Below are 19,813 nucleotides of genomic sequence, written 5' to 3' on the forward strand. Positions count from 1 at the left end.
CTTGTCGTACTTGTAGATGCGCTGCTGCGGAGCGGCCGCGCTGGGGTTGGCCGCGGCGTAGCGGGCGATGTCTGCATCGCCGACGCAATCGACAAAGCCACTCGCCGAAGTGGTGAAGCAGCGTTGATCGAGGTCACGCTTGAAGAACGGTGCGCGCACACCGAGGTCGACGGTCAGGTTGCCGAAGTGGCCGAGGTACTGACCCGAAACCTGGTTGAGGATTGCGTAGGACTGACGGTTGCGCTTCTCAAGCACATTGCCGTTCACATCCAGCACGCCATCGTTGACCGGAAAGACGTCGAACGGCTCAGCCAGCGAATTGATCAGGCCAACCTCACCGGTTTGGCGGTGGTTGGCGTGTTCCCAAGTATAGGCGAGACGAACGCTGTGATCTTCGTTGATCTCGTAAGCGATGTTCGAGATAACGGCGAAGCGATGCGTGCGCGTCTGGCTCGGGGCGATCACGGTGACCTGATCGAGCAGGTCGCCGTCGCCGTTCAGGTCGACGCCGGCATAGGGGCGGCCGCTGAGATAGCCGAAGAAGGGCTGGCCGCCGACGGTACGCGAAGTTTCATAGCCGGTCGTGGTGCCGCCGCCATTGGCCTTCACATACTGATAGCTGGGCTCAACCGTAAGGGTCAGGCCATCGCTCAGCGTGAAGCGCGAGGTACCGCGGATATTGCCGGTGTTCGACGGGTTATAGCGGCGGTCGAATTCGGTGCCGCAGCTGTTGGGCCGGTCGGCGACGCCAGCTTCCGGTGTGTCGACCTGGCACGGGAAGTTAATGTCGTAGAACCGATCTTCCTTGGTGGTCGGGAAGTCGGTCAGGCGGAACGAGCCGAAGAAGTTATTGCGGTTCTGGTTGTAGTGACCGGCCACGGCGATGAAGTCGCCATTGTCGCCAATGTCCTGCCAGATGCGGCCGTTGTACTGCTGCTTCTCGTTGGTCCCGTAATTGTTGAACGGGTTGTTGTAGCGCGTGTAGCTGGCCGAGAAGAAGGCCTTGGTGCCGATGCCGGTGAAGTCACCGGTGTCGACCATGACGAAACCGCGCATGTAGATACGGTCGCGGTCGGTTACGGGGTTACCTTCGGCAAAGACGTCACCCACGGTAATGGTCGAGGTGATGCCGAACTCGTCGCTGGGCTCGCGGGTGCGGATGTTGATCGTGCCGCCCGATGCCGATGCGGTCGGGCTGTCGACGTCGGTCGAGCCGAGGTTCACATTGACCGAGGACAGCGTTTCGGGGTCCTGCTGCTGGTTGGTGTAGAGCGCATAGTTGCCCGAATCGTTCAGCGGCACACCGTCGACAGTCTGCGAAATGCGGTCCGAGCTGAAGCCGCGGATGGTGAAGCTACCGCCGCCCGAACCCCAGGGATCGTTGTTCTGAAAGTTCACGCCAGGAACAAGGTTGACGATATCGTTGACCGTCTGACCGGGGCGCTGCGCACGAATGATCTCTTCGGTCAGGACCTGCTTCGCCTTGGGCGAGTTAGGAATATCGACGCCGCCGACATCGCTGGCGCGCGCGCCGCTGACGATTATGACATTGCCTTCTTCGAAGTCGACCGAACCGGTCGACTGCGCAGCGGCAGGAGCCGCGATGAATGCGCTGGCGGTGATGCTGGCAGCTGACGCGGCCAGGAGATACTTGAACTTCATAGGTTAGAACCCCTCATGTCCTTGCAAAGAGTGAATTGCGGAGAGCGGCGCCCGGTTATGCTCGCTACATTGCGGCCAAGCTGTGATTTTGTGACAGAGTCAAGACAACCGTGTCCCCAGCGCGCCAATCGGGCGCCAGAGATGGATTTACCTGTTTATTTTCAATTCTTTATTGGTGTTGCATATTTGCCGCGGCGGCAAATTTTTGCAAGCATTGCGCTTTTACAACACCAATGCACCCGGACTGGCTTCAGGCGAGATTAATCTCGCGCAGGCGCTGCAGCAGGAAATCATGGCTCGAAATCGGCGCCGGATGGTCCTCGGGACGCGCAGGATCGATGCAACCCGGCAGGGTTTCGATCACATAGTCCGGCCGGAAGTGCAGGAAGAAGGGCATCGAATAGCGCGCACGATAAGCCGCTTCGCCACGCGGATTGACCACACGGTGCGTAGTCGAACGCAGCTTCCCGTTAGTCAGCCTATCGAGCATGTCGCCGACATTGATCACCAGCGCGCCTTCGGGCACCTCGACTGCCTTCCAGTCACCTTGCTTCGTCAGCAGTTCGAGACCGGCCTCTTCGGCACCGAGCAGCAACGTGATCGTGTTGATGTCCCCGTGCGCCGCAGCCCGGATCGCGCCTTCGGCTTCCGCACCTTCGAGCGGCGGGTAGCGCAGCAGGCGCATGACCGAATTGCCATCCTCGACTGTCGACGCGAAGAAACCGCGGTCCAGCCCCAGATGCAGCGCGATCCCTTCGAGAACGCGCCCGCCGGCCGTTTCGAAGGCCGAGTAGAGTTCGGAAAAGGTTTCGCGAAAGCCCGCTACCTCGCTGGGCCAGATATTGGCCGCCATGAATTCGGAGAGCGGATGACCCTCGGGCAGCTCGCGTCCGACATGCCAGAATTCCTTGAGGTCGTGGACCTTGGCATCCTTGGCCTTCTCGACCCCGAACGGTGTATAGCCGCGGGCACCGCCGCCACCGGGAATGTGATAGGCTCGCTTGGTCTCGTCAGGCAGCGCGAAGAATTCCTTGGACAGCGCTTCGGCCCGGTCGATCAGCTCCTGCGGGATGCCGTGGTCGCGGATGACAGCGAAGCCATATTCCTCGAAGCTGCGGCCCAGCTCGTCGGCGATGCTCTCAATTGGCTGTGCCAGCGACACAACCGCGATATCGGTGTTCGAATCGGTCATAATGGGGCGGCCCTTAATACGGTAGGAAGAGTCCCGCCAGCGCCGCGCTCATCAGGTTGGCGAGGCTGCCGGCAGCGAGAGCCCTGATACCGAGCCGGGCGATGACCGGTCTTTGATTTGGCGCAAGGCCGCCGGTGACCGCCATCTGGATGGCGATCGAGCTGAAATTGGCGAAACCGCACAGCGCAAAGGTGACGATCGCACGCGTCCGATTGCTCAACGAACCGGGTTCCATCGCACCAAGGTCGATAAAGGCGACGAATTCGTTGAGCACGATCTTGGTGCCGAACAGTCCGCCCGCGACACCAGCCTCGGCCCAGGGTACGCCCAGCAGGAACATGACTGGAGCAAAGACGAAACCGAGCAGTTTCTGGAACGAGAGATCGGCTATGCCGAACCACCCGCCGATGCCGCCAAGAATGCCGTTGGCCAGGGCAACTAGTGCAACAAAGGCCAGCACCATGGCGCCCACTGCAACCGCCAACTTTACGCCGGTCTGTGCACCTTGCGCTGCGGCTTCGATAATGTTGGCGGGCTTGTGACCTTCTTCGAAGGTTTCGGCGACCTCGACTTCGTGTGGCTTGTCGCCCTCGGTGATCGCCGCCGGGCCTTCGCCGCTGATGCGCGATTGAGGCAGTGCGATATCCCCTTCGGGATCTGCTACCGGCGCATCCTCATCGGGCATGATGATCTTAGCCATCAGGATGCCGCCCGGGGCCGACATGAAGGCGGCGGCGAGCAGAAAGGGCAGGTAGTCCTTGCCCAGCAGACCGGCATAGGCAGCAAGGATGGTGCCCGCGACGCCCGCCATGCCGACGCTCATCAGGGTAAACAGCCGCGATGGCTCGAGCGCCGCGAGATAGGGGCGCACGACCAGCGGGCTCTCCGATTGGCCGACAAAGATATTGGCTGCCGCGCCCAGCGATTCGACCCGGCTGATGCCCGTGACGAAACCGATCGCTCCGCCGACCCAACGGACCACACGCTGCATGATGCCGAGGTGGTAGAGGATGGAGACCAGCGCGGCGAAGAAGATGATCACCGGCAGGGCCCCAAGCGCAAAGGTGTGGGCCAGTGGATTGCTTTCGTCCGGGCCGAACAGGAACTGCGTGCCCTTGCCGGCATAGGACAACAGGGCCGCAACCCCATCAGCCATACCCTGGATCACGGCCCGGCCTCCGCTGGTGCCCAGCACGAGGAAAGCCATGAATGCCTGCAAGGCAAAGGCTGCCCCGACAACACGCAGCTTGATCCGCCGCTTGCCGACCGACAGCACGAAAGCAATAAGCAGGATCGCCAGTATGCCGACGAGGTTGATCAGGATTGGCGGCATGCAGGACCCTTTTGCGAAGCGGCAAGTTGCGGATGAAATCAAACGCTGTCTTGCGCGTGGCGAGGCGTTAGTCAATTTTCACCGCCAAGGGCAGTCCTGCCTTGTAAACAGCTACCGAGGTTAGTTCATGCCCACCGACACGCCGACCGCGATACCTTCGCAGGCTCCCGGCATCCCCCGCGCCATGTTCGTCTACACCTTGCTCTATGGCGGCATGACCGTGCTGGCGGGCGTACTAGCCTATAAGCAGGTGCGGCTGTGGCCGAGCGATCTGGCGGTCGAGGCGGGGATTTTCCCCTATCTGCTGCTGGTGGTGATCTCGAGCACGCTGGCGCAGCTTTACGGGCAGGCCAGGGCAAACCTGCTGGTCATCTGGGGTTTCGTTCCCCTAGCAATTTCGGCAGCGCTTATCCTGCTCGTCCTGGGCCTGCCGGCCTCTCCCGATATGGGCGCAGACCGCCTGGGTGCGTTCGAGACGGTATTGTCTTCCACCCCCCGCATCATGGCCGCCGGGCCCGCCGCCTATGGCGTCTCGCTGCTGCTCAACGTGTGGATCTTTTCCAAGCTGCGCGGCGCCAATGAAAGCGGCAGTACGGCCTCGCTGATGATCCGCGGGGCGATCGCCAGCGCACTCAGCCAGGCGATCGATTCGGTGATCTTCATCACCCTGGCCTTCTATGGCGAGTTCCCGATCGCGAACCTTATGGTCGGCCAGGTCATTGCCAAGGTCGCGCTCAGCCTGCTGCTGGTGCCGTTCCTGATCACCGGCGGAGTTGCCTTCGCCCGCTGGCTCGATGCACGCTGATCAGGCGGAACAGCTCGCCCCGCCGAGCACGCAGAAGCGCGCGCAATGCGGATGGTTGAGCGCAATCGGGCGTGATGCCTCGACCAGCGTCGCGCCCATGTCGAAACCCGGATCATAGGGGATCAGGGTACAGGCGGCGACACGCGGTGCCGGTTCGCCCTTGCGGTGCACCACCATGCGGCTGGTCGCACACATGATGTCGCGCGGATCCTTGCCGAGGATATCCCAGCAGGCGCTGGTGATCTCGGCGACGTCCTTGGCCGCGTCCATTTCCGGAAACAGCAACAGTTTGGCGGGGTCCGCCGCATCGACGGCGATCCCCTCACGCGTGAAGAGTTCGGCGTAGGCCGGGCGTGCATCAATCTCTGTCTCACCCGGTAGCAGGCGCCCCGCCACGGCAATCGAGAAACCATTCGCCGAAAGCCAGCGCAATCCGTCAAGTGCAGGTTCCCAGCTGCGCGGGCCGCGCTCGGCCTCATGGACCGGGCCGCTGTGGTGATCGAGACTGACACGCAGCGTCAGCTTAGCCCCGAACCGTTCGCGCAATGCCAGGAGTGCCGCTTCGTGCCGCCGCATCGGCTTCATCGCATTGGTCAGCACCAGCGCTTCGAAGCCACGCGACAGCGTGTCTTGGAGCATCGGCAACATGTCCGGGTTCATGAAGGGCTCACCGCCGGTAAAGCCGATCTCGCGCGTGCCCATGGCCTGTGCTTCGTCAAGAAAGCGCGCGGCATGGTCGGCGGAAAGGTAGAGCAGTGCATCGTTAGTAGGGCTACTCTCGATGTAGCAAGTCGCACAGGCAAGATTGCACAACGTGCCGGTGTTGAGCCACAGCGTGTCGAGCTTGGTCAGAGCGACGCTGGCCCGTTCCTCCCCCTTCGCCGTCAGCTTGGGATCGGCAAACTTCTCCGCAGGCAGAGGTGCAGCCTCGACGGCAAAGGGCGATGGGCCGGTCGGCGCATTGCGGCTGGCGCTGCGCGTCGCCATCAGGCGAAGGTCCGGCGCAGCTTTGCCACCAGCGCGGCGTATTTTTTGGGCAGGCTGCCGAAGACGGTGGGCTCCCATGCAGAGAAGGCCGCCGCCTTCGATATCTCGCTGCGGGTCGGGTAACTGATGATCGCGCTGCCAAGCGCAAAGGTGTTGCTCTTGCCGGTGATCATCTGCGTGAAGGGCAGCAACAATTCGCCGGCATTCTTGCCGACGACGCTGACGCCGAGCACCTTCTTGCCCTTCAGAACCATCTTCATGTGGCCCTTGGTATAGCCTTCGGCGATCGAGCGCTCGTTTTCCGCGAACTCTTCCTTGACGATGGTGACGCCATCACCGTGCTGCGCGCGCGCCTCTGCCTCGGTCAGGCCGATCTGCGCAACCTCGGGCTCGGTATAAGTGCACCAGGGCAAAGCCCGGAAATCGACCTTGGTCGGCAGGCCGGTGACGATTTCGAGCGCGACGTTCGAGCCTTCATAGCCCGAGACATGAGTCAGGCGAGGTCCGTCGCGGCAATCGCCGATGGCATAAATGCCCTTTACCGACGTGCGGCGTCGCGCATCGGTAGCGAAACCGTTTCTGCCGGTGGCGATCCCGATATCCTCCGCGCCGAAGCCCGATACGCGTGCCTTACGGCCCGCTGCCAGCAGCAGGTGCGTGCCGGCAATCGCTTCGCCGCCGTCGGTGTAGACGGTCACCGCACCGGCACCGCCGGTGATTTTCGCGGCCTTGCCCGTGACGAAGCGTACGCCTTCCTCACGCATCACATCCATCACGACCGCAACCGATTCAGGATCGTCACGTCCCATCGGCTTGTCCGGTTCGATCACGGTTACTTCGCTACCCAGGCGACGAAATGCCTGCGCCATCTCCATGCCGATTACCCCGCCACCGATGATCACGAGGTGGCCCGGTTGCTCGGGCAATTCGAACAGGTTCTCATTGGTCAGATAGGGGACCGTATCGATCCCCTCGATCGGCGGAACCAGCGGTTCGGATCCGGTGGCGATCACGATCCGCGGCGCGGTCAGCCTACGCCCATCGACCTCGACTGTTTGCCTGCCAGTGATCTGGGCACGGCTAGAGAAGACTTCGCAGCCCATCTCCTCGAACGTCTCGACCGAATCGTGATGTTCGATTCCGGCAATGGCATCATGAATATGCTGGCGAACGCCCGACCAGGAGACTTGCGGCGGTTCCAGCGTAACGCCGAAGCGGGTCGCTTCGCGCGCTTCGGCCGCGCGCTTCGCCGCGCCGATCAGCGCCTTCGACGGGACACAGCCGTTATTGAGGCATTCGCCCCCCATCTTGTGCCCTTCGATCAGTGCCACCTTGAGTCCGAAGAGCGCGCAACCACCGGCCGCTGTGAGTCCGGCAGCGCCGCCGCCAATCACAATTACATCATGCGTGAATTTCATCACTTGTCCCGTAACCGATAATGCTGGAGATGCGAAACCCTAGTCGCGACGTGCCCCTCCATTTCGCCAGCAGGGACGGCCAAGTTACATGAACCTCCAGAACTCGCAGGACTATTACGGCAAGGTCCTGGCCTCTTCCGCCGACCTTCGGACCGATGCATGCTGCACCGCCGAAGCGCCGCCACCGGCAATTCTTGCCGCCTTGCGCAACGTTCACGACGAAGTGCGCGCACGTTATTACGGCTGCGGCCTGGTAGCCCCGCAAGCAATCGAGGGTTGCCATATCCTCGACCTCGGTTCGGGCAGCGGCCAGGATGCCTATGTCCTTGCCCAACTGGTCGGCGAGCACGGTTCGGTCACCGGTGTCGACGCCACGCCGGAACAGCTTGCGGTCGCGCGCGAGCACGAGAAATGGCATCGCGATCGCTTCGGCTATGCGCAATCCAACGTCCGTTTCATCGAAGGCGATATCGAGAGACTGCTCGAACTCGACCTGCCCGAAGGCCATTTCGACGTCATCGTTTCCAACTGCGTGATCAATCTGGTTGCTGACAAGCACGCCGTGTTTGCGGCAGCGCACCGCCTGCTCAAGCCGGGCGGCGAACTCTATTTCTCCGATGTCTATTCGGAACGGCGCGTGCCGGAGGCGCTGCGCAGCGATCCGGTATTGCACGGGGAATGCCTGTCCGGCGCGCTCTACTGGGGCGACTTCATCGACCTTGCCAAGCGTGCCGGATTCGCGGACCCGCGGCTCGTCACGAGCCGCCCGTTGGGAATCGAGGATCCGGCGATCGCCGCAAAACTCGATGGTATCGCTTTCCATTCGGCGACCTATCGCCTGTTCAAGCTCGACGGGCTGGAAAGCCAGTGTGAAGACTATGGCCAGGCGGTGCGATACAAGGGCACGGTCGCGGGCGAGGAACGCGTGTTCGAGCTGGACGATCACCACCTGATCGAAGCCGGGCGGATGTTCCTGATCTGCGGCAATAGCTGGAAAATGCTGGCCGAAACCCGCTTTGCCGAACACTTCGAGTTCTTCGGCGATTTCAGCACGCATTACGGGGTGTTCTCCGATTGCGGAGCAGGCGCGCCATTTTCGGCCGCGCAGGACCAGCCGGCAGCGGCGACTTCCTGTTGCTGAGAATTCTCGTCACCGGTGCCGCCGGCCTGGTCGGCGGGGAGGTCTGCGCGCGCCTGGTCGAGCGGGGTCACAAGGTGACCGCGCTGGTCCATCGTAACGCCGAAATCTGCCGCAATGACGGGCGTCAAGTGGCGGTTGCCGCCGCCATAAAGGGCGATGTGTCGCGCGAATGCCTAGGCTGGGACAAGGCAACCTATGCCAGGGTGGCATCGACGCATGACGTGCTGATCCATTGTGCTGCGACAGTTCGCTTCGACCTACCCGAAGAAGACTATCAGGCAGTCAATGTGGGCGGCACGGCCAATGCGCTGGCGCTCGCCCTGGCAGGCGACATGCACTACCTGCAGGTTTCCACAGCCTATGTCTGCGGCACGCGTAATGGGATGATCCGTGAAGACGATCCCCTGCCCGATCTGGGCTTCGCCAATGGCTATGAAGCCAGCAAGGCTGCGGGCGAGCGCCTGGTCCGCACCAGCGGTTTACGCTGGACGATTGCCCGGCCTTCGATCGTCGTAGGTGACAGCACGACCGGCGCTATTCGCCAGTTCGACACGACCTATGCGGCGTTCAAGCTGATTGCCGAAGGGCGGGTCAGACATATGGAGGCGAGAGCCGCTGCCACGCTCGATTTCGTGCCGATCGACCATGTCGCTGGAGGAATTGCCGCGCTTGTCGATGCAAAGGACCAGGCCATCGGCGGCACCTACCACCTCGTGTCTGGTCAACCCTTGCCCGTGTCGCATTTCACTGCAGCGATCGGCTCGTATCCCCAATTTCATGAGCCGAAGCTGGTCGCGCCTGAGAACTTCGATCCAGATGCGCTCCCGGCAATGGAGCGGCGGCTCTATCGGCGGGTCGCGGGACTCTATGCGAGCTATTTCCAGCGCGACCCGCATTTCGATGATTGCGGGTTTCGCGAAGTTACCGGACTGGCCAGCCCGCAAACGGGTGAAAGCTATATCCGGCGCCTGATCGACTACTGCATCCAGGTCGGCTTCCTGCCGCCTGCCTGAGAGCTATCGCACGTCCGGGTAATGCTTGGCCATGCGGCTGCGCAGGCCGAATGCCCACAGCATGCCGACCTTGAAATAGATCCAGTTGGCCTTGAGCGGACCCCATGCGGCGATGCGGCGGTCCGATGTCACGGCCCAGCGCGGGACCATGCGGATCCGGCCCAGCCGTGCGAACTTCACACACAGATCGGCTTCCTCCATCACGGCATCACCCGGCGTGCAGCCGCCCACCGCCATGAAATCGACCTTGCGGAAGAACATCGCATGGTCACCGAACAGCAGCCGCACACCACGCACGAACAGGTGCGGGCGGGTGATCAGCGGCGCGTACCAGGTCTTGATCCAGTTATGCGCGGTCGTGCCCCAGCGGGTCTTGCTGAGACCCTTGATCAAGGGCGTGAAGCTGGCGAGCGCCACCTTCGGGTCAGCCAATGTCTCTTCGATCACGGCAACCATGTCGAGCGGCGGCAGGGTGTCTGCATGGACCACGCAGACCATGTCGCCCCGCGCCTCAGCGACCCCGCGATTGACCTGCAGGGCACGGCCACGCTCGCTGGTGGCGACCCGCCAGCCCGCCGCTTCGGCAATGGCAGTGGTTCGATCGGCGCTTCCCCCATCCACCAGCAACACATCCGCAGGCGCGGGATCGAGTTGCGCGAGGTGCGCAGCGAGGATGGGAAGCGCCGCTTCCTCGTCCAGCGCCGGGATCACGATCGCGACGCTCATTGCAGCTCGGGCCATTGCTCGAGGTCTTCGGGCAGGTCGACATCGGACAGTTCTGGCAGGATCGCCGGGCCGATACCGCGCGCGGCCAGCCTGGCCAGTGTCTCGGCGAAGACCTGCGGGGTGCTCCACTCCATGTCGTCGAAGAGGAACGGCATGGGTTCGGCGAGGCCAATCAGATAATATCCTCCGTCGCTCGCCGGTCCAATCACGACAGATCGCTCGGCAAGCGCGGCGGCGGCGGCCTTCAGGATCGGCGCGGACAGGCCTGGGCAGTCACTGCCAATGATCAGAGCGGGTGCGGGGACACGGGCCATCCGCGCGCCAAGGTCGCCCTCTCCCTGATCGGTGATCGCGAGGTCGTCACCCAGCCAGGCATGAAACGCATCGGATTGACCGCCGGTGGTGCGCAGTTCGAACGGCAGCCCGGAAGCGCGAGCCTGCGCCACGGTGTGCTCGAGCAATTGCGCGTAAACCCGCGCCGCGCCCTCAGCTCCCAGCGCCGGGATAAGCCGGGTCTTGGCCCTTCCCGGCTCTGGGTAGCGAGCGAAGATACTGATGTGCGTCACTTCAACCGATCCGGCCTAGTCATTGGCGAATATCCGGTCGACCGACCCGCGCGTGGCGGCATGATAGCCATCGCGCGTCTTGGCGTAGATCCGCCGCGCAATCGGTCGCCCCCAGTCGCCTTGCGCCCACAGGGCAGCAAAGAGCGGTCGGACGAATTTTGTACGGCCGACATGGCCAAGGAAACGCTCGGCCAACGGCACGGCCGGATCGTAGCGATTGGCCAGTGCCAGTTCGATCCACAGGAACAACTCTTCATTGTTGCCATTCACCGAAAGTCCCAGTGCAGAATCGAGCCTTGCCAGCTGATTAGCACTGCGTTCCTGCGGAAGGTTCTGCAGGAAGCGTTGACGCTCTGCCGACGTCCACACGGCCCATCCGCTCGGCAGGCTATCGTCCTTCTCATAGGCTGCCGAGGCCGCATCGATCTCCACAAAGGCGGTAGGATCGGGCTTAGCCACGTTTCCGGGCAGCCCGGGCGCGTAGATCCACTCACGGAGCTTGATACGCTCGGCCTCCGCATCGCTTCCCACCAGATTGGCCTTGAGGTCTTCATAGACCATCGCCGAGGTGGCGGGTTGGAAGGCGTGCCTGTCGAACCACTGGCGCAGCCAGGCGTCGAAGCGTTCGCGGCCATATTCCTTTTCAAGCGTGCGCAGGAAGGCCGCGCCCTTGTTGTAGATGATCGCCGAGCCCGCGCTTTCGGTCCCGTCGGGCTGGTGCAGCGCGGTTCCCGGCGCATCAGCACCCACCTCATCCAGCGCCTCGATGATGGCGACATAGTCCAACGCCACTTCCTGCCGGGCGCGTTTGGTGCCGTAGATCTCCTCGACGATGCGGTTCTCGAAATAGGAGGTCACACCTTCGTTGAGCCAGCCGTCGCCCCATACCGCATTGGTGACGAGATTGCCCGACCAGCTATGCGCCAGCTCATGCGCCACCAGGCCCGTCAGGCTCCGGTCCCCCGCAATGAAGGTAGGGGTTAGAAAGGTCATCACGGGGTTTTCCATTCCGCCATAGGGGAAAGCAGGCGGCAGTACGATCATGTCGTAGCGGCCCCAGCGATAGGGGCCGTAGAGCCGCTCAGCAGCCTCGACCATCTTCTCGGTATCGCCGGTTTCATATTGCGCCCGCGCCAGCGTGGCGGGCTCTGCCCAAACGCCAGTACGCGGCCCGATCGGAGCAAAGTCGATATCACCGGCGGCAATGGCAATAAGGTAGGGTGCCACGGGCTTGTCCATGGCAAAGCGGAAAGCGCGGCGCCCGTCACCCAAATCTTCGGGCGTCCCCTGCTGGATCCCGCTCATCACCACGTCGAGCGGCTTGGGGGCGGTAATCCGTGCTTCCCAGGTCTGCCGGATGCCCGGGCTGTCCTGTGTCGGAATCCAGGTGCGGTTGAGGATGCTCTGTCCCTGGCTGAACAGGAAGGGATGCTCGCGACCTGCCGTCTGTTCGGCGGCGAGCCATTGGAGCGCATCGGCATCGACAGCGGAATAGGCAATCGTTATCCGGCGCGCGGTTCCGATGGCGATTTCGAGTGGGGCGCCCGTCTCGCCATCGGCGGCGCCCACGGACCAGCGGAGCAGTCGTCCGGCTTCGTCGGTCACCGAGGTAATCGCCAGCCCCTTGTCATCGAGCACGATCGTATCCGCGCCGGGGGCTGCATCAATATCGAGCGTGGCCAACCCGCCGATCCGCCTGGCGGCAAAGTCCAGATCGAGGTCGAGCGCCACATGGGTAACGCGGGCCAGCTGAGGCTGGGCGTAGGTCGAGGCATCAAGCGCATCGCGTGTCGCCAACACGGGAGCGACCATCCTCGCCGGCGCTGCTTCCTGCATCGCCTCTGGCTGGATCGTGGTACAAGCGGTTCCCGCCATCAGGGCAAGGACGGGAAGGATGCGGCGCATGGATTTCTCCTGATCGTTCTACGTGTCGGCCCATCTTGGCACCGTGGCACCGGGCGATTGCAAAGGAGCCTCTTAGCGCCCTTGCCGGCAGGTGCCAGTGGTCCACGCGAAAACGTATCCCGAAGGCTAGCCAAATTGTGAAATCTGCCTACTGATAACGTTCACAAATTTTGAAGAACCAGTGAGAGGAGAGTTTCAATGAGCATTCGGATGCTGGCCGCCGTATCGCTTCTTGCGCTGGGCACGCCCGCTCTGTCGGAGGACCCAACAGGCAAGGCAGGTCGCGAGCTGCTCTTCGCCGACGAGTTCGACGTCGGAGAGCTCGATCGTACCAAATGGAACGTCATTGGGGCGGATTTCTGGGTCAACAACGAGCAGCAGGTCTATCTCGACAATCCCGGCGTGGTGAATTTGGTCGATGGGATCAGCGGGGCGGATGGCGGCGTGTTGATGCTGCGCCCGGTCTACAAACCCGGCATCGACCCGAACAAGCAACGCGATGCAGACTTCCTCTCCGGCAGGATCGACAGCCGCGACAAGTTCGATTTCACCTATGGCCGCGCCGAAGCACGTATCCGCATGCCCGATGCGGAAGGCGTGTGGCCGGCCTTCTGGCTGCTCGGCAATGGCAAATGGCCAGACACGGGAGAGATCGACATCATGGAATATGTTGGCGAGAAGGACTGGATCGGCGTGGCGCTGCACGGCCCCGGCTATTCAGGCGAGACGCCGCTGGTGAACAAGTTCTTCTTCCCCGAAGGCGTCGACGTGACCCAGTGGCACACCTATGCAGTCGAGTGGACGGAAGACGCACTGCTGTTCGAGGTCGACGGCCACCTGACCTATCGCGTGACCCGCCCCATGGTCGAAAACTACGGCAAATGGCGCTTCGACAACCCCAAGCACATCATCCTGAACTTCGCGCTGGGCGGCGCATACCCGTTCAAGACCAACAGGATCGAGAGTCCCTACAACGGGATACCGCAAGCCACCGTCGACCGGATCAAGTCCGGCGAGGTGGCGATGCTGGTCGACTGGGTGCGGGTCTACGCCTCGCGCTGATCAGCCCGCGACTGCCAGGGGTTCGTCCTGCTCCGTGTCGTTCGCAGGCTCGGACGGAACCACTGACGTCTCGACCGGGGCGACCGGTTCGGTTGTTTCGACCGGTGCTTCATCCGGTACGGTCGCTTCAGAGGTTGTGGCCGGGGCGTCAGTCACGATTGCCTCGCCCGTCTCGCCTTCACCAAACGCGTAACGCGCCTGTTCGGTGGCCGCACGGATCACCGAAATGTCGCAGTTCACCTTGAGCCGCTCGACCAGCTCGCCGAGTTCCTCCGATTCACGCCCGCGCAGGCCATCGATCTCCAGCTGGCGCCCGATCAGGTAGATATCGCGCGTCGCTGAATAGGCATCGCCGCACTGGTCACGCACCGACTTGATCTGTTCGTCAATCAGGATTCGCGACTCGAGCGAGTTGAGCGCCCCGGCCGAGATTGCGTAGACCGGCTCGCTAAACGGCTTGCCCGCCACCGCCGGAATGATCGAAAGGTCGACCACCCGCCCGAACAGGTCGCGCACCGTCGTCGAACCGATGAAGGGCAGGTAGAGATAGGGACCCGGGCCCACGCCATAGAAGGCCAGCGTATTCGCGAGCCCGTTGGACTCATGCTTGAGCTTGAACGGCGCCTTGCTCGCCGGATCGAACAGCCCGGCGATACCGATCGTGGTGTTGATCGCGAAACGTCCAAGCGACTTCATCGCCCGCCCCGGCTTCAACTGGAGCATGAAGTTGAGAAAATTGATCGGCTCACCCAGGTTGCGCAGGAAGTTGCGGAGTCCTGATCGAACCGGCTTGGGAACCCCTTCGTCATAGGCCTCGGCCAGCGGAGCGACGACTGCATCGTCGATCTTCTGCACGGTCTCGAAGGTCGAGGCATTGAACCGCTGCGCCGGATCACCCTCGGGCGTTCCCCCGGTTACGACGATCGTTTCGTCGGTAGAACCCTCGACCGGCTGTTCTTCGAGCAAGATCGCCTCGGCCGGCGGCGCGACCTCTTCAACTGGAGCCGGGGAGTCTTGATCGGATTGGGCGACTACAGCTGCATCGACCTGATCAGTCGATGCGTTCTGTTCCACTTCGAGGGTTTCGGACGCCGGAAGGCAGGGGATATCCGCCTCGCATTGTGGTTGCACACTGGCAAGCGCTGCTGCGAGTGCGAGACTGGATACGCCCATTACTACTCATGCTCCTAGTCGGTTCGCCCACCCCACGCCCGGTTCTTTTAACAAACCCTGCCGATAAACCGGTTAATCGCCCCACCGCAAGCGGGCACGACGAACAAGTTGGGAAGTAAGCTGCAAATCCCGACCCTTCAGGCCGAGCCGAGCACAATCAGGCGACCCTCGCGCAGGCAGGTGTTCAACAGTGCAAGTGCGCTGCATCGGCCATGCTGCTCGGCCCCTGTCGCCAGGTCGAAGCGATACCCATGCCATGGGCAGGTGATGCCCCCGTCGACATCGGGTTCCACGTCGTCCAACGGCCCCAGCGCATGCGGACAACGCGCAGGATGCGCGATCCATCTATCACCGTGAAACCGCACCAGCACACGGCGATCGTTCAGGACGGCTTCGTGGACCTGTGCGCGATCCAGTTCAGCCTCCGGCCCAAGGTCGGCCTCAGTCTCGCCATCCCCGCTCCGCAGGGTCCGCCGTTCGTCCAGCGCTTCCTGGCGGCCCGTCATCAGGGCCTGATCCTCGTCATAGAGCGTCGCATACTGCGCCTGGAGATAGGCGAGGATCATCGCTGACTGAGCCGGGCTCTCCGGCGCCTGCGGCGCATAGAAACGGACGTCGACCGTAATCCCGCCGTCGTTGCGTGCCGTAGCCTGAGTATGGATCTGCGTGCCGCGGCCGGGGCCATCGACCACTGTCGTCGCCCAGTAATGCGCGGGCGCATCGACCAGCAATTCGATTAGTTGTTCCCCACCCCCGTTCGGCAGCGCCGTCTTGCAGCGCCAGCCCCAACTGCCGCTATCGACCGAAGCGATGGCAGCGAAGGACGAGGGATGCACGAAGGGCAGGTGCTCCCAGTCATAGGCGTTCTCGATCATCCGCGTGAGATTGACCGAAAGGTCGCGCACGTAATTGCCCAGGTAGTGCAGGCTTGCCAACACCGATCCATCGACTGCGCGCGGTCGCCCTTCGAATGCGGCGATATCTCCGTCGCGAACCTGCAGTGTGGTCAACTCCACACTGCTTCCGGCGGCAGGCTCATCAGGATCGCATCGATATTCCCACCGGTCTTTAGGCCGAACAACGTACCGCGATCGTAGACAAGGTTGAACTCGGCATAGCGTCCGCGCCATTCGAGCTGTGCCTGCTTCTCCTCGCGCGAGAACTCGCTGCCCATCCGGCGTCGCACCAGCCTGGGGAAGACGTCGATGAAGGCATCCCCGACATCGCGGGTGAAGGCAAAATTGCGTTCGAAAGCGGCTTCATCGGAACATTCGAGATGGTCGTAGAAGATGCCGCCAACCCCGCGATGGACGCCGCGGTGCGGGATGAAGAAATAGTCGTCGGCCCACTTCTTGAACCGCTCGTAATAGGTCGGGTTATGGGCGGCACAAGCGGCGCGGAACCGCGCGTGGAACTCCTCGGTGTCCTCGGCATAGGGCAGCGGGGGATTGAGATCCGCCCCGCCGCCGAACCACGCGGCCTGTGTCGTCAGGAAACGGGTGTTCATGTGCACCGCGGGCACATGCGGATTGGCCATATGCGCGACCAGGCTGATGCCGGTCGCCGTGAAGCTGGGTTGATCGGCACTCGCGCCATTGATCTGCCCGGCAAACTCCTCGCTGAAATTGCCCTTCACCGTCGAAACATTGACCCCGACCTTTTCGAACACCTTGCCCTTCATCAGGCCCTGCACACCGCCGCCAGGGTCGGGATTGCCATCCTCTTCCCGCTGCCACGGGGTGTAGGTGAACGCCGCGTCCGAGCCGGCTTCGTGCTCGATCGCCTCGAACTCGGCGCAAATGCGATCGCGCAAGGCTTCGAACCATTCCTTGGCGCGGGCGGTATGGGGGGTCCAGTCGGTCATGGCGCACCCTTGCCAAAGGGCGCCGCGCGCGGCAATAGCAGGCCATGGTTCCCCTTTCGTTCCCGACATCCTTCGAATTCTGCGGCGAGGAATGGCTGCTGACCGAAGGTCGTGCGCTCTATTGGCCGCGCGAACGGACGCTGCTGGTCGCCGACCTGCATCTTGAAAAGGGCAGCTTCTACGCCCGCCACGGTCAACCCATCCCGCCCTATGACAGCCGCGAAACACTCGAACGCGTGGCGCTCGCGATCCGCGAAACTGGTGCAAGGCGCGTCATCACGCTGGGCGACAATTTTCACGACTCGGATGGATCGACCCGGTTGGAGGATCATGCCGCGGGCATGCTCGATGCGCTCACCAGGGCGGTCGACTGGGTGTGGATCACCGGCAATCACGACCCCGAAATGGAAGCGCGGCTTGGCGGCATGCTGGCCGAAGAGCTCGAGATCGGCGGAATGGTCCTGCGGCACCAGGCGCGGCAAGGCGAAACCCGGCCGGAGTTATCCGGTCATTATCACCCGCGCCTGCAGGTCAAGGTCCGCGATCGCATGATCCGCCGCGCCTGCGCGGTGGTCAGTGCGAACGAGGATGTCGGTGGGCGACCGAGCGGGCGGATGATCCTGCCCGCCTTCGGTGCCTATACCGGCGGAATGGACGCAGCCGATCCGGCAATCCTTGCCGCGCTGCAGCCGGCAAATCGTATCGATGCGGTCGTTCCGGCAGCAGGCAAGCTGGCGCGATTCCCGCTGTGGAAGGCTGCATAGGCGCAACGCTGTGGCGCTAATCTGCGCCCTACTTACACAACACGCTTCCGAATCCGCGCAAGAATGCCTACATGCGCGCTTTGATTTACGGCTACCAAAGGAGAATACCCCATAGCCCGTCCACCCCGGCGCAGCATGCAAATGCCCGTGAAAAGCGGCCCGCGCTACGATAACATGATCAATGTGCCGAAGGTCCGCGTGATCGATCACGAAGGCGAAAACCTCGGCGTAATGTACACCCGCGAAGCTGTCGAGCAGGCCAATGAGCTGGGCCTGAACCTCGTCGAAGTGTCCCCCAATGCGGACCCGCCGGTGTGCAAGTTCCTCGATGTCGGCAAGTATCGCTACGAGGCGCAGAAGAAGGCGAACCTCGCGCGCAAGACGCAGAAGACGCAGGAAATCAAAGAGATCAAGATGCGTCCGAACATCGATGATCACGATTACGATGTGAAGATGAAGAACGTCCACAAGTTCATCGAGCATGGCGACAAGGTGAAGCTGACCCTGCGCTTCCGCGGGCGCGAAATGGCGCACCAGCAGCTCGGCATGGACCTGCTCAACCGCGTTCGGGAAGATACCGAGGAAACTGCCAAGGTCGAAAGCTTTCCGCGCCTCGAAGGGCGTCAGATGATCATGGTTCTGGCGCCGAAATAGGCTGTCGGATCACCTGAAGGATTGCAAGGGCGGGCCATCTGGTCCGCCCTTTTCACATCGGCAAGGCCGGCACGCGTTGCCGCGCTGCACACCTCCTGTTAGCACCATCTGCGAGAGGGGATCGCACTGATATGACCGCAAAACGGATAGGTTTCGCCATCGGCGCACTGGCTCTGCTGGCGAGCATATTCCTGCCGGCACCCGAAGGCATGAGCCGCGAGGCTTTCGTCACTGCCGGCCTTGTCGCGCTGATGGCGGCGTGGTGGATGACCGAGGCGCTGCCGCTCACCGCGACGGCGCTGATGCCCTTCCTGGTGCTGCCATTTGCGGGGGTGATGAGCGCCAAGGACACCGCCAGCGCCTATTACTCTGACATCCTCTTCCTGCTGCTCGGCGGCGCCTTCATCGCGCTGGCGATCGAACGCACCGGGCTGCACAAACGGCTGGCGCTGGGCATCCTCAAGGCAACGGGCAGCAAGGTCGGGCCCACCGGTCTGCTGATCGCCTTCATGGCAGCGGCCGCAATACTGTCGATGCTGATTTCCAACACTTCGACCGCGCTGATCATGATGCCGATGGCGCTGGCCGTATTGGCCGGCGGCGGCGCCCAACCGGGCGAGCCGGACGGATTGTCGGGCGCCCTGCCGATGGGCATCGCCTTCGCCGCAAGCATCGGCGGGCTTGGCACCATCGTGGGATCGCCGACCAATGCGATCGCGGTCGGCCTGCTCGACGAATTGATTGGCGTGCGCATCGGCTTTGCCCAGTGGATGGGTTTCGGCCTGCCCGCGGTGATAATCGGGATCCCGCTGGCCGCGGCAATCATCGCCCGTGTCCAGCGCGTCGGCGCACATCCGTTCGACGTCGCCGCAGCACGTGCCGCTATCGATACCCATGCCGCCTGGTCGGAGCCGGAGAAACGGCTCGTACCGCTGGTCGCGATCACCTTCCTCCTGTGGCTTGGCCAGCTGTGGATCGAACCACTGCTGCCCGCCGGATCGCTGACCGACGGCACCATCGCCATCGTTGCCAGCATCGCCCTGTTCCTGCTGCCTGACGGGACCGGCAGGCCCATGCTGGTCTGGGAAGAAGCCGATCGCGCACCCTGGGGCGTGATCATGATGTTCGGCGGCGGCCTGGCGCTGGCGGCGGGCATGGGCAAGAGCGGGCTTGCCGACTGGCTTGGCCAGATGCTGTTGCCGCTGGCCAGCTGGCCGCTGGTGCTGGTGGCCATCGCGGTGGTCGCCATGGTCGTACTGATTACCGAATTCGCCAGCAACGTCGCCACCGCCAGCGCGATTATACCGGTCGTGGCCAGCCTGACCGTGGCGCTGGGGGCCGATCCCCTGCTGCTCGCCATGCCCGCCGCGCTCGCTGCGAGTTGGGGTTTCATGCTGCCTGCAGGGACGGGGCCCAACGCCATTGCCTGGGCGACAGGCAGGATCAGGATCGAACGCATGGTCCGTGCCGGGCTGCTGCTCGACCTGTTCGGGGTCTTCCTGCTCGTGGCTGTCGTGTGGGGGATGAATGCGCTGATCTAGCGCGGCA

18 protein-coding genes are annotated in these 19,813 nt (G+C 62.9%); 7 read left to right on the forward strand and 11 right to left on the reverse strand.

Features of this window, described 5'->3' with window-relative positions; all coding sequences use genetic code 11:
* The 3 genes from AAFM29_RS09265 to AAFM29_RS09275 form a co-directional block, all read right to left on the reverse strand.
* On the reverse strand, positions 1 to 1,662 hold a 1,662-nt coding region (locus AAFM29_RS09265; RefSeq protein WP_341712518.1), incomplete at its 3' end, for a TonB-dependent receptor.
* 250 nt (positions 1,663 to 1,912) lie between these two features.
* Positions 1,913 to 2,854: a 2-oxoglutarate and iron-dependent oxygenase domain-containing protein gene (locus AAFM29_RS09270; protein ID WP_341712519.1), complete on the reverse strand. Its 942-nt coding sequence runs from the start codon at positions 2,852 to 2,854 to the stop codon at positions 1,913 to 1,915.
* Positions 2,855 to 2,867: 13 nt separating this feature from the next.
* Complete coding sequence (locus AAFM29_RS09275; RefSeq protein WP_341712520.1) at positions 2,868 to 4,187, reverse strand: nucleoside transporter C-terminal domain-containing protein; 1,320 nt, start codon at positions 4,185 to 4,187, stop codon at positions 2,868 to 2,870.
* A 127-nt stretch (positions 4,188 to 4,314) separates the two neighbouring features.
* Here AAFM29_RS09275 and AAFM29_RS09280 point away from each other — a divergent pair, with 127 nt between their 5' ends.
* Complete coding sequence (locus tag AAFM29_RS09280) at positions 4,315 to 4,992, forward strand: queuosine precursor transporter (RefSeq protein WP_341712521.1); 678 nt, start codon at positions 4,315 to 4,317, stop codon at positions 4,990 to 4,992.
* Here AAFM29_RS09280 and AAFM29_RS09285 read toward each other — a convergent pair whose 3' ends face one another.
* Both AAFM29_RS09285 and AAFM29_RS09290 read right to left on the reverse strand, forming a co-directional pair.
* On the reverse strand, positions 4,993 to 5,979 hold the full coding sequence (locus AAFM29_RS09285) for a radical SAM protein (protein ID WP_341712522.1): 987 nt from the start codon (positions 5,977 to 5,979) through the stop codon (positions 4,993 to 4,995). It lies immediately after the preceding gene.
* Positions 5,979 to 7,397, reverse strand: coding sequence for an FAD-dependent oxidoreductase (locus AAFM29_RS09290; protein WP_341712523.1), 1,419 nt, complete (start codon positions 7,395 to 7,397; stop codon positions 5,979 to 5,981). Before AAFM29_RS09290 ends, AAFM29_RS09285 begins: the two co-directional genes overlap by 1 nt.
* Before the next feature lie 88 nt (positions 7,398 to 7,485).
* Here AAFM29_RS09290 and AAFM29_RS09295 point away from each other — a divergent pair, with 88 nt between their 5' ends.
* Both AAFM29_RS09295 and AAFM29_RS09300 read left to right on the forward strand, forming a co-directional pair.
* Entirely contained in the window at positions 7,486 to 8,538 is a 1,053-nt protein-coding gene (locus AAFM29_RS09295) for a methyltransferase domain-containing protein (RefSeq protein ID WP_341712524.1), read from the forward strand.
* Positions 8,532 to 9,551, forward strand: coding sequence for an SDR family oxidoreductase (locus tag AAFM29_RS09300; protein ID WP_341712525.1), 1,020 nt, complete (start codon positions 8,532 to 8,534; stop codon positions 9,549 to 9,551). Before AAFM29_RS09295 ends, AAFM29_RS09300 begins: the two co-directional genes overlap by 7 nt.
* 3 nt (positions 9,552 to 9,554) lie before the next feature.
* Here AAFM29_RS09300 and AAFM29_RS09305 read toward each other — a convergent pair whose 3' ends face one another.
* The 3 genes from AAFM29_RS09305 to AAFM29_RS09315 are packed head-to-tail and all read right to left on the reverse strand — an operon-like array spanning position 9,555 to position 12,748.
* Positions 9,555 to 10,277 (reverse strand): glycosyltransferase, encoded by a 723-nt coding sequence (locus tag AAFM29_RS09305; RefSeq protein WP_341712526.1) that lies wholly within the window; start codon positions 10,275 to 10,277, stop codon positions 9,555 to 9,557.
* Entirely contained in the window at positions 10,274 to 10,843 is a 570-nt protein-coding gene (locus tag AAFM29_RS09310) for a TIGR04282 family arsenosugar biosynthesis glycosyltransferase (RefSeq protein ID WP_341712527.1), read from the reverse strand. Before AAFM29_RS09310 ends, AAFM29_RS09305 begins: the two co-directional genes overlap by 4 nt.
* A gap of 15 nt (positions 10,844 to 10,858) precedes the next feature.
* Complete coding sequence (locus AAFM29_RS09315; RefSeq protein ID WP_341712528.1) at positions 10,859 to 12,748, reverse strand: M1 family metallopeptidase; 1,890 nt, start codon at positions 12,746 to 12,748, stop codon at positions 10,859 to 10,861.
* A gap of 198 nt (positions 12,749 to 12,946) precedes the next feature.
* Between AAFM29_RS09315 and AAFM29_RS09320 the strand changes: the two genes are divergently transcribed.
* The gene (locus tag AAFM29_RS09320) at positions 12,947 to 13,810 is read left to right on the forward strand and encodes a glycoside hydrolase family 16 protein (RefSeq protein ID WP_341712529.1); all 864 of its coding nucleotides are present in this window, start codon (positions 12,947 to 12,949) and stop codon (positions 13,808 to 13,810) included.
* Here the strand turns inward: AAFM29_RS09320 and AAFM29_RS09325 are convergent, their stop codons facing one another.
* The 3 genes from AAFM29_RS09325 to hemF all read right to left on the reverse strand — a co-directional run bounded on the left by AAFM29_RS09325 (position 13,811) and on the right by hemF (position 16,847).
* Entirely contained in the window at positions 13,811 to 14,983 is a 1,173-nt protein-coding gene (locus AAFM29_RS09325) for a VacJ family lipoprotein (protein WP_341712530.1), read from the reverse strand.
* Positions 14,984 to 15,120: 137 nt separating this feature from the next.
* Entirely contained in the window at positions 15,121 to 15,993 is an 873-nt protein-coding gene (locus tag AAFM29_RS09330; RefSeq protein WP_341712531.1) for a Rieske (2Fe-2S) protein, read from the reverse strand.
* Positions 15,990 to 16,847: an oxygen-dependent coproporphyrinogen oxidase gene (gene hemF / locus AAFM29_RS09335; protein ID WP_341712532.1), complete on the reverse strand. Its 858-nt coding sequence runs from the start codon at positions 16,845 to 16,847 to the stop codon at positions 15,990 to 15,992. The genes AAFM29_RS09330 and hemF overlap by 4 nt, the downstream gene beginning before the upstream one ends.
* Before the next feature lie 44 nt (positions 16,848 to 16,891).
* On the opposite strand from hemF, the gene pdeM reads away from it, so the two are divergent.
* The 3 genes from pdeM to AAFM29_RS09350 all read left to right on the forward strand — a co-directional run bounded on the left by pdeM (position 16,892) and on the right by AAFM29_RS09350 (position 19,806).
* Complete coding sequence (pdeM, locus tag AAFM29_RS09340) at positions 16,892 to 17,611, forward strand: ligase-associated DNA damage response endonuclease PdeM (RefSeq protein ID WP_341712533.1); 720 nt, start codon at positions 16,892 to 16,894, stop codon at positions 17,609 to 17,611.
* A 135-nt stretch (positions 17,612 to 17,746) separates the two neighbouring features.
* Positions 17,747 to 18,265: a translation initiation factor IF-3 gene (gene infC / locus AAFM29_RS09345; RefSeq protein WP_341712534.1), complete on the forward strand. Its 519-nt coding sequence runs from the start codon at positions 17,747 to 17,749 to the stop codon at positions 18,263 to 18,265.
* Between the two features lie 131 nt (positions 18,266 to 18,396).
* Positions 18,397 to 19,806, forward strand: coding sequence for a DASS family sodium-coupled anion symporter (locus tag AAFM29_RS09350; RefSeq protein ID WP_341712535.1), 1,410 nt, complete (start codon positions 18,397 to 18,399; stop codon positions 19,804 to 19,806).
* Positions 19,807 to 19,813: the final 7 nt, after the last annotated feature.

Origin of the sequence: Erythrobacter sp., from assembly GCF_038133525.1 — a bacterium.
Classification (GTDB): Bacteria; Pseudomonadota; Alphaproteobacteria; order Sphingomonadales; family Sphingomonadaceae; genus Qipengyuania.